General features: G+C 52.1%; 18 protein-coding genes. 7 read left to right on the forward strand and 11 right to left on the reverse strand.

The features are described from left to right. Together PsAD13_RS01140 and PsAD13_RS01145 are read right to left on the reverse strand one after the other, a co-directional pair. The gene (locus PsAD13_RS01140; protein WP_063317065.1) at positions 1-963 is read right to left on the reverse strand and encodes an AEC family transporter; all 963 of its coding nucleotides are present in this window, start codon (positions 961-963) and stop codon (positions 1-3) included. Positions 964-993: 30 nt separating this feature from the next. Further along, positions 994-2007, reverse strand: a complete 1014-nt coding sequence (locus PsAD13_RS01145) for an AEC family transporter (protein WP_208986363.1) — start codon at positions 2005-2007, stop codon at positions 994-996. Between the two features lie 113 nt (positions 2008-2120). Between PsAD13_RS01145 and PsAD13_RS01150 the strand changes: the two genes are divergently transcribed. Beyond that, a complete protein-coding gene (locus PsAD13_RS01150) occupies positions 2121-3248 on the forward strand; it encodes a hybrid sensor histidine kinase/response regulator (protein ID WP_063317066.1) in 1128 nt (375 codons plus the stop codon). Here the strand turns inward: PsAD13_RS01150 and PsAD13_RS01155 are convergent. Beyond that, the gene (locus PsAD13_RS01155) at positions 3245-3847 is read right to left on the reverse strand and encodes a 2-hydroxychromene-2-carboxylate isomerase (RefSeq protein ID WP_063317067.1); all 603 of its coding nucleotides are present in this window, start codon (positions 3845-3847) and stop codon (positions 3245-3247) included. The genes PsAD13_RS01150 and PsAD13_RS01155 overlap by 4 nt on opposite strands. 211 nt (positions 3848-4058) lie before the next feature. On the opposite strand from PsAD13_RS01155, the gene PsAD13_RS01160 reads away from it, so the two are divergent. Then, positions 4059-4898, forward strand: a complete 840-nt coding sequence (locus PsAD13_RS01160; protein WP_063317068.1) for a phosphatase PAP2 family protein — start codon at positions 4059-4061, stop codon at positions 4896-4898. Between the two features lie 67 nt (positions 4899-4965). Here PsAD13_RS01160 and PsAD13_RS01165 read toward each other — a convergent pair whose 3' ends face one another. Next, positions 4966-5451, reverse strand: a complete 486-nt coding sequence (locus PsAD13_RS01165; RefSeq protein ID WP_057464687.1) for a low molecular weight protein-tyrosine-phosphatase — start codon at positions 5449-5451, stop codon at positions 4966-4968. A 155-nt stretch (positions 5452-5606) separates the two neighbouring features. On the opposite strand from PsAD13_RS01165, the gene PsAD13_RS01170 reads away from it, so the two are divergent. Beyond that, positions 5607-5900, forward strand: coding sequence for a 4a-hydroxytetrahydrobiopterin dehydratase (locus PsAD13_RS01170; RefSeq protein WP_057464686.1), 294 nt, complete (start codon positions 5607-5609; stop codon positions 5898-5900). A 21-nt stretch (positions 5901-5921) separates the two neighbouring features. Here the strand turns inward: PsAD13_RS01170 and PsAD13_RS28245 are convergent, their stop codons facing one another. After that, entirely contained in the window at positions 5922-6146 is a 225-nt protein-coding gene (locus PsAD13_RS28245; RefSeq protein WP_057464685.1) for a sulfurtransferase TusA family protein, read from the reverse strand. A 94-nt stretch (positions 6147-6240) separates the two neighbouring features. On the opposite strand from PsAD13_RS28245, the gene PsAD13_RS01180 reads away from it, so the two are divergent. From PsAD13_RS01180 to PsAD13_RS01195, 4 genes are all read left to right on the forward strand, one after another. Continuing rightward, entirely contained in the window at positions 6241-6813 is a 573-nt protein-coding gene (locus PsAD13_RS01180) for a DUF924 family protein (protein ID WP_063317069.1), read from the forward strand. 365 nt (positions 6814-7178) lie between these two features. Beyond that, entirely contained in the window at positions 7179-7517 is a 339-nt protein-coding gene (locus PsAD13_RS01185) for a P-II family nitrogen regulator (protein ID WP_057464729.1), read from the forward strand. A gap of 22 nt (positions 7518-7539) precedes the next feature. Next, positions 7540-8856 carry an ammonium transporter gene (locus PsAD13_RS01190; RefSeq protein ID WP_063317070.1) on the forward strand — a complete coding sequence of 439 codons (1317 nt, stop codon included), beginning with the start codon at positions 7540-7542 and terminating at the stop codon, positions 8854-8856. 364 nt (positions 8857-9220) lie between these two features. Then, positions 9221-9586, forward strand: a complete 366-nt coding sequence (locus PsAD13_RS01195) for a nuclear transport factor 2 family protein (protein WP_057464727.1) — start codon at positions 9221-9223, stop codon at positions 9584-9586. A gap of 76 nt (positions 9587-9662) precedes the next feature. Here the strand turns inward: PsAD13_RS01195 and PsAD13_RS01200 are convergent, their stop codons facing one another. From PsAD13_RS01200 to ccmD, 6 genes are all read right to left on the reverse strand, one after another. Continuing rightward, entirely contained in the window at positions 9663-10037 is a 375-nt protein-coding gene (locus PsAD13_RS01200; protein WP_208986365.1) for a hypothetical protein, read from the reverse strand. Between the two features lie 138 nt (positions 10038-10175). Next, positions 10176-10994 (reverse strand): ABC transporter permease subunit, encoded by an 819-nt coding sequence (locus PsAD13_RS01205; RefSeq protein ID WP_063291308.1) that lies wholly within the window; start codon positions 10992-10994, stop codon positions 10176-10178. A gap of 224 nt (positions 10995-11218) precedes the next feature. After that, positions 11219-12106, reverse strand: coding sequence for a cation diffusion facilitator family transporter (locus tag PsAD13_RS01215; protein WP_057464725.1), 888 nt, complete (start codon positions 12104-12106; stop codon positions 11219-11221). Between the two features lie 168 nt (positions 12107-12274). Then, entirely contained in the window at positions 12275-13018 is a 744-nt protein-coding gene (locus tag PsAD13_RS01220; RefSeq protein WP_057464681.1) for a DUF1223 domain-containing protein, read from the reverse strand. 122 nt (positions 13019-13140) lie between these two features. After that, on the reverse strand, positions 13141-13734 hold the full coding sequence (locus PsAD13_RS01225) for a DsbE family thiol:disulfide interchange protein (RefSeq protein ID WP_063291271.1): 594 nt from the start codon (positions 13732-13734) through the stop codon (positions 13141-13143). A gap of 5 nt (positions 13735-13739) precedes the next feature. After that, positions 13740-13970, reverse strand: a complete 231-nt coding sequence (gene ccmD / locus PsAD13_RS01230; protein WP_057464679.1) for a heme exporter protein CcmD — start codon at positions 13968-13970, stop codon at positions 13740-13742.

A 13970-nucleotide genomic window follows, 5' to 3' on the forward strand; every position in this document is an offset into this window, starting at 1 on the left:
TCAATACCCCTGTACCTGAATGAACCAGAGCCAGAAGCTTACGGTGAAAACTGAGATGCCTGTGGTGATTGCGATGCCGTTGGTGGACATGGCATGACCGGTGCCAAACTGGTTGGCCATGATGAAGGAGAACACGCCTGTCGGGCACGCTGCGATCAGCGTTGCCACACCCACCCAGACAGACGGTAGACCCACCACGTGTGCAGCAACTACAAACACCACAAACGGCATCAGGATCGACTTGATGATCGCCAGCACGCTGCCAATCGCCAGATTGCCTCGAATACCGTAGTTCACCATGCTCATCCCCACTGCGACCAGCGCCACAGGTGAGGCAGCTTTCGCCAGTGGAGCCAGAACGTCATCAGCCAGCTTTGGAATTTCCAAACCTGATACATTCCAGAGCAGCCCACCCACGACACCGTATAGGATCGGGTTCGCCAACAAGCCTTTGCCAACTGCAATCAGAAGCTCTTTCTTAGAGCGTGGCGCCTTATGACCATCAATCACCACCGCACGCTCCATCAATACAGAAGACGTCAGCGCGGTTAACGGTGCGTGGAACACAATGAGAAGCGAAATCAAAAGCGTTCCCTCAGCTCCATAAACCGCATCTATCAATGGAATACCAACCAACACGGTGTTGGAGAAAGACGCCGTCAGCCCGGCAATCACAGCTGCACGTGCTTCACGCTTAAACCCAATACGGACAAGCAGGCCACCCAGAAAAGCAACCACAATCATGGAACCGTAGTAAGTCGCCCAATACCCCCAAGGCGAAATGCCATCCAGGTCAGCGGAACCAAGACTACAGAATAACAGGATAGGGATGAGAAGGTTCACGCAGAACTTGCTCAGAATATCGCCAAGACTGCGATCCAGATATCCAACATTAGCAACAACATAGCCAATGCCAACAAGAGCGAAGATCGGGAAGACGACGAAAAAGACCTGAACAATCATGGGAAACTCGAAAGAGGGTGCAAGGCCTTCTTAGTAGCCCAGAAAGTTTAAGATCCAAAGCCAGAAGCTCATTGTGATTATTGAGAAAATGGTCGTCAGGCTGATGGAGTTCGCACTCATGGCGTGCCCAGTTCCAAACTGGCTGGCATAAAGGTAAGCCACAACACCGGTTGGGCAGGCCGCCGCCAGTGTCGCCACCGCCACCCAAAGCGGCGAGAGCGGGAAGACATAAGCACCCAGAGCCAGCACCAGCGCGGGCATCAGCACAATCTTGAGCAAACTCAACACGCTGCCAATGGCAATGTTCCCACGCACACCATAGTTGAGCAGCGTCATACCAACAGAAAACAGCGCAACCGGGCTGGCAGCTTTTGCCAGAGGATGCAGCACACCATCCAGCAATACAGGCAACTCGTAGCCCGAGAAGTTCCAGCCCACACCCAGCAAAATCGCGATGACCAGCGGGCTCTTGATCAGCGTGGTGAACAGCGAATGCATAACGTCTTTGAAAGGCCGTGCTTCCTGATAGCCATCCACCACAACCGCCCGCTCCATCGCCAACACAAACACCAGTGTTACGGACGGTGCATGCACGGAGATGATCAGCGAGATAGGAACCAACGCCTCTTGTCCAAAGGCTGAGGTGATTACTGGGATACCAACCAACGACATGTTGGAGAACGCCGCCGAGAAACCACCGATACAGGCAGCTCTTGCTTCCCGACCAAACACCTTGCGCACCATATAAGCACCCAGCACAGCACTGGTTGCTAATGCTGTGTAATAGGTGCCCCAAAGCGCCCATGGGCTCAGCCCGGCAAGATCAGATGTCGCCAGAGTACGGAAGATCAGAACTGGAATTAGCACGGTGATACAGAAAGTGCTGAGGTTGTCGCCAACCTGCTTGCTCAGCAGTCCGGCATATCCAAACCCATAGCCCACACCCACTGTCGCAAAAATGGGAAACACCACTTGCAGCGTACTAAACAGCATTCCGTGTCCGCTCTCTTTCCACCGTACAGCACTCTCCCAGAGCGCAAGCATACGCGCTTGCAGCAGCAAAACACAAAATCTCGGTGGATCCTTGCCAGAACTGGGCGAACTTTTTCTGCCAGTGTTTTAGGCTCTTCTTCGAGGATTGATCAAGGAGTTATCTCATGCCTGCGCCAAAACCGGCTCCAAAGCAGGATGTTGCAAGGCTGGTGCACGACCTGAAGACACCGCTGTCTGCTATGAAAACGGCTTCTGACCTGATCGCACAGGAACCACTCAGCGATCAGCAGCAACATCACCTGAACACTCTGCAAACAGCCATCAATTCGCTTGAGGAGCTGACGGGTGCAATCCTGGGTGCAAACACACAGGCTGAGCATCATAGCCATGCAACAAGCAAGGCAGGGCCTCAAGCAAAATCACTATTGGATCAGCTCACCTACATTGCAGATTTGTTTTCACCACAGGCAGCAAGCTCTGGTCACACCCTCACCCACCGCTGGTCGCGAGAAGCGATGTCAGCCTACCAAACCCAGTCAGATGAACTGCAGCGCATTCTCGCAGTCCTGGTTGATAATGCTATTCTGTACAGCAATACGGGCACCATCACGCTCAGCGCACATATCAAGTTCTCAAATCATCAACCCAACATCGTCGTAACACTCAAGGATGCTGGCCCAGGCCTGACACCAGAGCAAGCTTCACATCTGGACGCCGCCCCAACGCCAAAACGTAAGTCCGACGGCCACGGCCTCGGGCTCTGGAGTGCGCGGCACCTTGCCTGCGATCATCAGGGAGACCTGAGGCTCGTCACCAACACCGGGCACGCAGCTTGTTTTGAGCTCGTTTTGCCAATCCAAGAGACAGAGCAGACACAGCAGCTTTCAACTCCAGCACAAAATATGACGCGCTCCAAACTTTCCGGCTCTGTGCTAGTGGTTGACGACAATGAGCCAAACCGGGAATTGCTGGCAGCAATCTTCTCATCATTTGGCCTGACAGTGCGCATCGCAAACAGCGGAAAGCAGGCGCTGGCAGTGCAGTCAGAAGCGCCATCCGATCTGATCTTTCTGGATTTGAATATGCCGGAAATGAGCGGCTCGGAAACTCTCACTCAGATGCAGGCAAACGGACACGTCAAAGATAAAGCTTGCTTCGCGATCACAGCAAGCATCGCCCCAGAAGACCGCCCGGCACTCTTCAAACAAGGCTTCACGCAGATTCTGGAAAAGCCAATCAATCCATCCGCACTCTATAGCCTTCTGGAAAGTACGCTTCAGAAGGCAAGCTAACCAATCCGCACAAAGGAGGCATCCAACGCCTCATCAAGGCGGTCGTTGCCCCAGTAAAGATCGCCCTTTTCGGTGATCATGCTTGGTGCTCCAAACACACCCAGCGCTTCTGCCTCTGCAACCGCTGCCCGCAAGCCAATCTTGACCTCAGTGGTTTCAGCCTGCCGCATGACCTTATCTGCATCCAGATCCAGCTCACGCAACAAGGCAATCATCAGCTCTGGTTTGGAGATATCCTCATCCAGCACAAAAGCCATGTGAAACACAGCGCGGGTAAACGCACCGATCCACGGCTCCTTACGTCCCGCAAAAGCAATGCGAGAGGCAAGCAGGCTGTGCTGTGGAAAGATCTGTGGCTTCTTCCAGGGCAACCCGAGGTTCGCAGCGGTACGCGCAACGTCCCGCCACATATAAGCCCCCTTCTTCGGGTTCTCTACAAATGGAGAGCTTTGTATCCCCTGACGCCGGAAGATCGGCCCCAACAAAAAAGGCCGCCAATCAATATCGATGCCCCTGTCTTTCGCAAGCTGCTCAATACGTGCTGCGGTCAGGTAGGAGTATGGGCTGGCAAATTCATAATAAAACGCGAGCCGAGGCATTTATTCTCTTTCTGATCCAATAGACCGGTAAGACCCAACCTACGGCAATGGAAACAATTTGAATTTATCTCGCAGGCCCCTATATGGGGGTTTGGCACTGCGAGACGTAATCTTGCTGAGCACCAATGGAATTTCAAGGCAGCACATTGGCGTAACCTTCGAAAACAAGTATACCGCCTTGTAACCCAAAAGAGCGAACTCAGGAATTCCCGTGGCAAAAGACGGTTCGAAGACTTCAATCCTAAATAAAATCATTAGTTTCTGCGGTGAACGCCCGTTCACGGCAATCCTGACATATATCCTTGTCGTCTCAGCAATCTTCTTGATTTTCCCGAGGCTGGATATCTGGGCCTCCACCTTCTTTTATGACGGCGAAGGCAGTTTCCCTGTTTCAAAAGACCCGTTTTGGCGCGGTCTGCGATACTTCGGCGTCTACATCTTCCAGTGGGTCGCAGGCCTGTCCTTGTTTGTGATGCTCTTCAAGCTCGCATTTCCAAAGCTGAAAGCGCTGATGGACCTCCGCCACCCGATCTTTGTCGTATCCACGCTCATTCTCGGACCGGGCCTCGTCGTCAACGCATTCTTTAAGAACCTGTGGGGCCGCCCGCGCCCGCGCGAAACGGAAATCTTCGGCGGAGACCTGCCATTCATCGGCGTGTGGCAACCTACTAACCATTGTGATAGTAACTGCTCGTTTGTATCCGGTGAGGCATCAGCATCCATCTGGTTGTTCGTGCTGGTCTTTATCGCCCCCAAAGCCTGGCGCATTCCTCTGGCAACAGCCATCGGGGCATTGGTCTTTTTCCTTTCCGCCAACCGTGTGGCTTTCGGCGGGCACTTCTTTTCAGACACTCTGCTCTCCTGGGGCATCACCATGCTCGTAGTTGTGGGTGTCTATCACTACCTATACCAGCGCACGCCAACATGGGCCCAGCCCGCTAATCTGGATACCTCCTTCACCAAAGGTGGCAACTGGCTGCGTGCCAAACTTGGCCGCGCTGCCTGCTGGTGCGCACGAAGCAGCAAAAGCTTCCTGCGCAAATTCAAATAATCAGCCCAAAAAGCAAAAAAGCTCCGCAACCAACTGCGGAGCTTTTCTTCAATGTCCTGCAAAGAGCTTAAATCTCGGTCGGCTCCATCTCCTCACGGATCTCCTGAAGCAGATTGTAAGTCCCGTTGCTCACCAGATCATACACCTCATCAAAGCCCTCATTCGCTCCGTAATACGGATCAGGCACATCCTTCTGCTCATCCTGAAGCAGCAAGCGCACATTTGCTGTGTGCAGATACGGCGCTTTAGACTGAATATTCGTTAGGTTGCTGGCATCCATCGCAATGATGTAGTGAAACTTCTCAAAGTCCTCATCAATCAGCTGGCGCGCTTCCTGTTTAGAAATATCAACGCCATGCTTTTGCGCTGTCTGGATGCTGCGGATGTCCGGCTTTTTGCCACTATGCCAGTTCGCAGTTCCAGCGGAATCCACGTAAATCTGCTCTTCCAGTCCAGCTTGTTTGACATGATGACGGAAGACACCCTCTGCCAACGGACTACGACAAATATTGCCAAGACACACAAACAGTACACGACGCTGCAACAAGACCACTGCTCCCTCCAAATCTGACTGCCCGAATATTTAACCCAGCCGAAATCTTTGCTCCAGACTTTCGCGCGGATCTACTCAAATATCCATGGATTTTGCGAGTCAGAAAAACCTACTAAATCTGAGACACCCCTTGCAACAAAACCAAAGGTGGTCTTGTGCCCGAGCTGTTAACCTCTACCGCAAAAGAATTTGCCCTAGCAGAATTACCGCATTGGACCTTGTCTGAAGATGGCAACGCGATAGAACGCACGTTCACCTTCCGGTCCTTCGCACGTGCATTTGGCTTCATGGCCAGCACTGCAATTCTGGCAGAAAAGATGAACCACCATCCTACATGGACGAACACCTACAACAAAGTGGATGTGTTACTTACCACCCATGATGCAGGTGGGCTGACCGAGTTGGATTTCAAGCTCGCCCGCAAACTGGACAGGCTGTGCGACGCTTAATCTTTTCCAGGAAGAGCGCAATCAGCATTCAATCTTGAACTGACGCACGTCACCTACCATCTTATTCTCAATCAGCACATGGCCGTCTTGCTGGCACATATGTGGAATATCGATTGCAGACATTGGATCAGTAGCTTTCACAACAAGCTGCTCGCCTTTTGCCATACGCTTAAGATGCTTGCGCGTCTTCATCACCGGCAGTGGGCAATTGAGACCTCTCAGGTCCAAAATATTTGAATCTTCCACCAATGTTTCACCAGGTACTCGAGTGTGGCACTGTGTTTGATGCTGGGCTAACGGAACTTTGCGCAACAGTAAAGTGAATATTGGGGAGTAGACCATGGCGACGATGGAACTGGACGGAAAAACAGAGACCAGCGAAGCGCTTGAGATTCTGGACTTCTGGTGGACGGCAGGCGGCCCCAAATGGTTCAACGGCGGCGAAGCGTTCGATCAGGAAATTCGTGAGAACTTTGAAGCCGACGTAGAAGCCGCCAATCGCGGAGATTACGACGACTGGACAGCAACGCCTCACGGCACTTTGGCCCTCCTTTTGCTGCTCGATCAATTCCCGCGCAATATCTACCGCGGCTCACCAAAAGCATTTGCATCCGATCCGAAGGCTGTAAAAGTCGCTCTTGAGTCATTGAACAAGAGCTTCCATGCCGCCTTTCCTATGGGCTATCGCATGTTTTTCTTCCTGCCATTTGAGCATTCAGAAGAGATGGACATGCAGGATTTGAGCGTGGACTTATTCCGCGGCCTTGGCGATCAGGACACCTACCATTATGCGCTGATCCATATGGACGTGATCCGCCGGTTTGGCCGGTTCCCTCACCGCAACGAAACTCTTGGACGCACCTCAACGCCAGAAGAGACCAAGTTCCTCGCCTCTGGAGGTTTCAGAGCATAAGTATCTTGGCTAAAAATTAGCCAAACATCACACATGACTACAAAATAGGCAGAGTCAATTTATGGCTCTGCCTATTTTAGTGACAGCCACATTCTGCGCAATTCCGCCAGATCAGCCCACCCTCAAGAAAATATAATTTCAAACAAGCCGCTGAATTTTCGAGATTATTCCAACATCTTCCCCACGCGGAATCTACGTAAAAATCGATATTTCTCAAAACTGGCACGCTCCTTGAAGGAGAGGAGGCAAGCGTGCCGGCCGGGCATTCTGAGAACGACCAGATAACTGGCAACTTTCCCGGTCCCAAAGAGGTCTCCAGAACTCTTTACGGCGCAATCGATGAGAGAGGGGAACGGGAATCTGACATGAAAATCATTATGGCAATCATCAAGCCCTTTAAGTTGGATGAAGTGCGCGACGCACTCACCACTTTAGGCATCCAGGGGCTCACGGTAACCGAAGTCAAAGGTTATGGCCGGCAGAAAGGGCACACCGAAATCTACCGCGGCACAGAATACGCCGTCACCTTCCTCCCAAAACTAAAGGTCGAAGTCGCAGTTGCAACAGACATGGCAGACAAAGTTGTCGAAGCCATTGGCAGCGCAGCGAAGACCGGCCAGATCGGCGACGGCAAAATCTTCGTCTACTCCATTGATCAAGTTGTCCGCATTCGCACCGGCGAAGCCGACGCAGAAGCAATATAATGAAATGAAGGGGACAGAGAATATGAAACGCGCCTCCACCCTTGTTGCCGCAGGCTCACTCCTGGCACTTTCCGCAGGTCCAGTCATGGCAGAAGAAAAATACGCTCTGGCTGTCGACACCGCCTACATCTTCAACACCCTGCTCTTCCTGATTGGCGGATTTCTGGTGATGTGGATGGCTGCTGGCTTCGCCATGCTGGAAGCTGGCCTCGTTCGCACCAAGAACGTTTCCATGCAGTGCCTCAAGAACATCGCCCTCTACTCCATCGCTGGTCTGATGTTCTGGATCACCGGTTACAACCTCATGTACACCGGCGTTGACGGCGGCTTCATGGGTTCCTTTGGCCCATACTCCTTTGACCCTGTCGGCGGCGATGCACTCGACGCAGGCTACTCGACAGCGTCCGATTGGTTCTTCCAGATGGTCTTCTGTGCAACCACAGCCTCCATCGTGTCGGGCACCATGGCAGAGCGCATCAAGCTCTGGGCTTTCCTGATCTTCGTTGTCATCCTCACAGGCGTTCTTTACCCAATCACTGGCTCCTGGCAGTGGGGCGCTGGCTGGCTCTCAGAAATGGGTTTTGCTGACTTTGCTGGTTCCACTCTCGTCCACTCCGTTGGTGGCTGGGCAGCTCTTTCCGGCGCAATCATCCTCGGCGCGCGTAAAGGCAAGTACGGCAAAAACGGTCAGGTCTATGTCATGCCGGGTTCCTCTATGCCACTGGCAACTCTGGGCACCTTCATTCTGTGGCTCGGCTGGTTCGGCTTCAACGGCGCTTCCCAGCTCGCAATGGGCACCATTGGTGACGTCACAGACATCTCCCGCATCTTCGCAAACACCAACATGGCTGCTGCGGGCGGCGTAGTCTCCGCAATTGCCCTGACACAGGCCCTCTACAAGAAGGTCGATGTTACAATGGCTCTGAACGGTGCATTGGCTGGTCTTGTTTCCATTACCGCTGAACCACTGGCTCCGAGCGTACTCCAGTCCGTCATCATTGGTGGCGTTGGTGGCGCAATTGTCGTCTTTGCAGTGCCAATGCTCGACAAGTTGAAGATCGATGATGTGGTGGGTGCAATCCCGGTTCACTTGTTGGCTGGCATCTGGGGAACGCTCATCGTGCCGTTGTCCAACTCTGACGCATCTTACGTCACTCAGTTCATCGGTGTTGCAGCCGTCGGCATCTTCACCTTCGTGGCCTCCACCATTGTCTGGTACGCAATCCAGTTGGTGGTCGGCCTGCGTGTCACAGAAGAAGATGAAGCCATGGGCCTCGACAAAGCCGAGATTGGTGTAGAAGCCTATCCAGAATTCGGAACCGGCTCCCAGCGCCTCTAAGCTTGCGCCAATTCTGGGAGGATCAAAACACTCTCCCAGAACTAAAAGATGAAATTACAAAGCCCGGCAACCACCGCCGGGCTTTTTCTATGGCAGCATTTGCCAGCCTATCATTTTCTCTCAATAGATAGCTCTGTGTTCAAACGCTAAATACTACAAAATCAAAGCAACCCAAAAGCTTAGGAATGTTGATACCCCAGCTTACTAGTCGGTTCAAATCCGCCTACCACATTTGAAAGACGGACTTCACCTTTCATAGGTGGTACTTTCAGGAATGCCATATACGTCCATTTCTAATCAAGATTCGCTCTTCATCCTACGTCCAAACAAAGAGGCGCAAGCGCCCGAGCTTTGGAGTCCAATGATGAACAGTGAGTTGGAAGCAGCAGTTAAAGAGGCCAGCCAGAAGTGGCAGAACGCGTTCAATGCGGGTGATGCTCAAGCTTGTGCCAACTGCTATGAGGCAAACGCTGTTATGGAGGCCAAACCCTTTGGCACCTATCACGGACGAGCCGAAATTCTCGAGTTCTGGCAAATGCTCATTCGGGAAGGCTTCTCAAAAATCGAGTACATCAACCCCAAAATCGTCGCATCAGGCGAAAGCTCCGCAATCCTTTCTTCCGACTGGAAGATGAACAAAGCCCACGGCAACATCTCTAAAGAACTCTGGGTTCTGCAATCAGACGGCACCGCGCTGCTGCGAGAAGACTACTTCAGCGCCGCATCTTGATATCAGGAGGCGGATCACAAAAAAGCCCGGCACATGGCCGGACTTGGTCGCATCGCTCGAAAGCTGAGGCACTTGCTCAGCAGTCGCGATAGTAAAAGTAGTCCAGACGATCTGCGATAGCATCCAGAGCAAAGGAGTAGCCGCTCCAGTCCTCATCGATCCATGCATCTTCCAGCCGGTCAACCGCGCGGTCCAGTTTACCATCACCCTCCAGCTCGCTCAGCAAGCGACCCACATCAATCAGGTGACCCAGAACGCCATCAGCACTTGAGCCAGCACGTACACCACCTTCGAAGAAGACTTCATCGGAAATATCATCGATGTCTGAAATAGTCGCATTCAGATCTGAGCAGCTCAACTCACCCCATGCATAAGCAGGGCTTTGAGAGACCAACCCGACAAAACCGATTGAAGCAACAACAGCAAGTGCTTTGAAACCACGCATTATCATTCCGAGACCTTCTTCCGTGAGATGCATCTGGAGCAAAGCTCTAAAGATACCTGTAACCCACACAGAAGTAGCAAGGTCGCAAGGCGGCGCTGTCTCAAAGAAGACAGAAATTATGGTCTCTTTGAGATTTCTCAGTGATCACTGACGCCCGTCAGTCAGCCCTTTCACAAAAGCTTTCTGACAGAACACTACAAGCAGGATCGGCGGCAACATGGCCAGCACAGCAAGCGCCAAACCTTGCGGGCTTGTGCGCCCAACCAAGCTAAGTCCCTGCACCAATGTCATTCTGGTCTCCTCACTGGAAACCATCACAGGCCACAGATACTGGTTCCATCCCTGCACAAACATCAACAGGCCGAGCGCTGCAATCATCGGCGCAGATGCAGGCACCAGAACGTCTTTCAAAAACTTGATCGGCCCTGCCCCATCAATCCGCGCAGCTTCAGAAAGCTCAGTCGGCACTCCCAAAAAAAACTGGCGGAAGAAGAATGTCCCAACCGCAGAAGCCAACAGCGGCAACATCAAGCCCGGATAGGAGTTTACGAGCCCAAGCTTGCTGGTCACAGCATATGTCGGCAAAAACCGGGACTCCAAAGGCAGCAACAAACTGCAAAGGATCACCCAGAAAAAGAACGTCCCAAAGCGCACCCGAAAAAACACCAACGCATACGCCGCCAACAGAGAAACAGCCACTTTTGCCAGTGCAAACCCGGCAGCCAGATAGAGCGAGTTCAACGCCATGGTTATGCCAGTGACACCGCCAGTAAACCCACGCCCTTCAAACAGCGCCCGGCTATACACCTCCACCCCATATGGCCCCGGCAGAAACTGGAGGCCATCCTGACCAAGTGTAGCGCCAGAGTGCGTTGAAGAGAAAGCGATCACGATCACCGGCCCGACGATCAAAAACACGCCGATAAGCAGAATAAGGTGATCAAAGAAATGTTTGCGGGGCATATTCATCTCAGAAACGAAGCGCAGTCCCCCACCACGAAGCATGGTTTTCGAAGACAAAGACGCAATCAACAATACTGAAAGCAGTAGGAGTGGCCCCGTTTCCGGGCAAACTGCTTTAAAGGATCGTTCCAGAGAGAAGGCAAAAGGCAGCCAGACCAACAGAACGCAGCAACAACGGAAACACCGTAGAACTACGCAGTCCAGGTTTCAAGCTCTCTAAGTACCTATAAAACCACAATTCCTGAATGCTTGGCGTGATTTTCCGGCTCAACATGGATGGTCACACGTGCGCCCGGCATCTTTTCTGCGATGCCTTCCTCAATACGATCACAAATCGCATGGGCATCCAGAACGCTCATCTCACCCGGCACCACCAGATGAAAATCAACAAACGTCACATGTCCAGCATGGCGGGTCCGCAAATCATGAGCCTCCAGCGCACCATCTCCAAACTTGGAGATCAACGCCCGGATTTCCTCCTGCTCTTCTTCAGGAGCCGCCTCATCCATCAGGCCACCAACAGATTCACGCACCAGCTTCCAACCGGACCACATGATGTTAACCGCAACAATCCCCGCGAGGATCGGATCAAACATCTGCCAGCCTGTTGCCCACACAGCAGCGATACCAACAAACACACCGAGAGATGTATAGACATCCGTCATGATATGCCGGGCATCTGCCTGCAGCGCAGGTGAGCGATGTGCTCTACCAATGCGCATCAAGGCCATTGCCCAGAACAAGTTGATAACGGAAGACAGGAAGTTCAGTGCGATACCCTGAAAATTGACCTCAAGCTCATACGGCTCAGTCAAACCCATATAGGCTTTGCGCAGGATCAGGATTGCCGCCAGAACAATCAGAACACCCTCAAGAACAGCAGCAAAATACTCTGCCTTGTAGTGCCCATAGGGATGGTTCTGATCAGCAGGTTTGCGCGCCAGATACAAAGCACCGGCAGCAGCAGAAGCACTGGCAATATTGATGGAGGTTTCAAGAGCGTCAGAATAAAACGCAATGGAGCCAGTCAACGCAAAGGCAAAGTATTTAAGAGTAAATACCAGTATGCCAATGACGATGCTGCCCAGCGCAAAGCGCATGCTCTGGTCCATGTGCCACATCCACCCTAATTCAAACTCGACGACTGCTTAGAAAGTTATCGTCCTCTATCAGGTTTCAGTGGCATATTAAACAATGGAACAGGGTCAAACAGCCAGTTTTCATGCTTATTTGCACTCAATGTTTGCAAATGAAAATCACTCGCAATTTATCAGCCAATTCTACTTGTCGTAAAAAGCTGCACCAATGATTTCGCCTGGCATCTCACCGGAGTTTGTCTGAACCAAAACAGCCCAGTTCTTGGAATCGAACATCTTCAAAGCGGTCCGTGGCAAACGGAACACTTCAGCGGTACCAGACCACATGCCAATCGGCATGATGCTGCGCACCACGTTCTTATAAGTCTGCGTTGTACCAGCGTTTTCACCGCGCTGAATCTCTACAACTGCTTCCTTGTCAATTCCAAGAAGATAAACGTCAGCCTTCTTATCTGGCTGTTTCAAGGAACCAGAGAGCTGAACTTCAAGCGCGTTGTCATCAAGCATCGCCTCAACCTGAACGCTCATGCCAGAAGATTTGCGGATCGCATTCTTCACAGAACCACGATCACTGCCGACCATATGCCCACGGCCATTCACAACAACCTGAGGCGTATAGATCTGCGCATCACCACGGCTCTTGGCATAATCCTTCTGGCGCTGAGTGAACACAGGCGAACCCAAAGTGTCCTTCCAACCGAAGTAATCCCAATAATCTACGTGGTAAGAGAGGGTGACCACATCCTTCTGGTCTGAGACAAGCTCCTCCAGAAACTGGTCCGCAGGTGGACATGACGAGCAGCCCTGGCTGGTAAACAGCTCAACCACAGCCTTTGGTGTTTCCGCCTGAGCTGAGAGAGAGGTCGCAAAACCAATTCCCGCTGCGAGAATAACACCCGTCAATCTATTTACAGAAAACCACCGCATTTCGGCCCTTCGCAATTGTTCAAGTCATCGCTGATGCAGCGCTAACCTAAACAATAACCAGATAACTGTAGAATCACATCACAGTGAGCCCCTGAAAACCGAAGGCATCAGGGGCACTGCTTCTATTTGGACTCAGTCAGCACTTTTTCAAGTTCTGGTAAGAAGACATCACGATAACTGGCGGCACTCAAAGGTCCGATAAACTTATAGCGGATCTGAGCCTTCTCATCGACGATAAACGTCTCAGGAACCCCGTAAACGCCCCATTCAATGCCAGCCCGGCCAGTGTCAAAACCAACGCGATCATAAGGATTGCCCAGCTCAGCAAGGAACCGGTTCGCCTTAACGTCAGTGTCCTTGTAGTTCAGGCCAGCAATCTCAAAACGATCATCCTTGGCAAGATCCATCAAGTATTTGTGTTCTGCACGACAAGGCGCACACCAGGATGCAAAGATGTTCACCACAGTCACCTGACCAAGCAGATCACTGCGTTGGAACCCGGGAACCTGCTGCCCATCACGCTCCAGCCCCTTAACAGGAGGAAGCGAAAACTCAGGTGCCGGCTTATTAATCAAGGCAGATGGAAGTTCTTTGGAGTCATGGCCTGACAGCATCATGAAACCCATCAGAACCGCAAGAGCACCAAAAACAATCAGCGGAAGAAGAAACAGCGGAGAAATGCCTGATTTCTTTTCCTCGTCCATTTCACTAGCCATTCCTGTTAGCTCTCACTCTTTTCATCAGAACCTGCAGAGACCACCTGGCTGACAGAAGGACCAGCACGGCGTGTGGAACGACGGCGAATGCCGCTTGCTTCCAACGCCTGCATCTCTTTGTCCAGCTGGGTTTTGTCTGAGCGCACCCAGACAATCAGCACAGCAATAACAAGTGCAGCCATCGCATAAGCAGCAATCACATATTCAGCGTGACGACCAAACTCTGAAAAATCCAT

Source organism: Pseudovibrio sp. Ad13, from assembly GCF_001623225.1.
Taxonomy (GTDB): domain Bacteria; phylum Pseudomonadota; class Alphaproteobacteria; order Rhizobiales; family Stappiaceae; genus Pseudovibrio.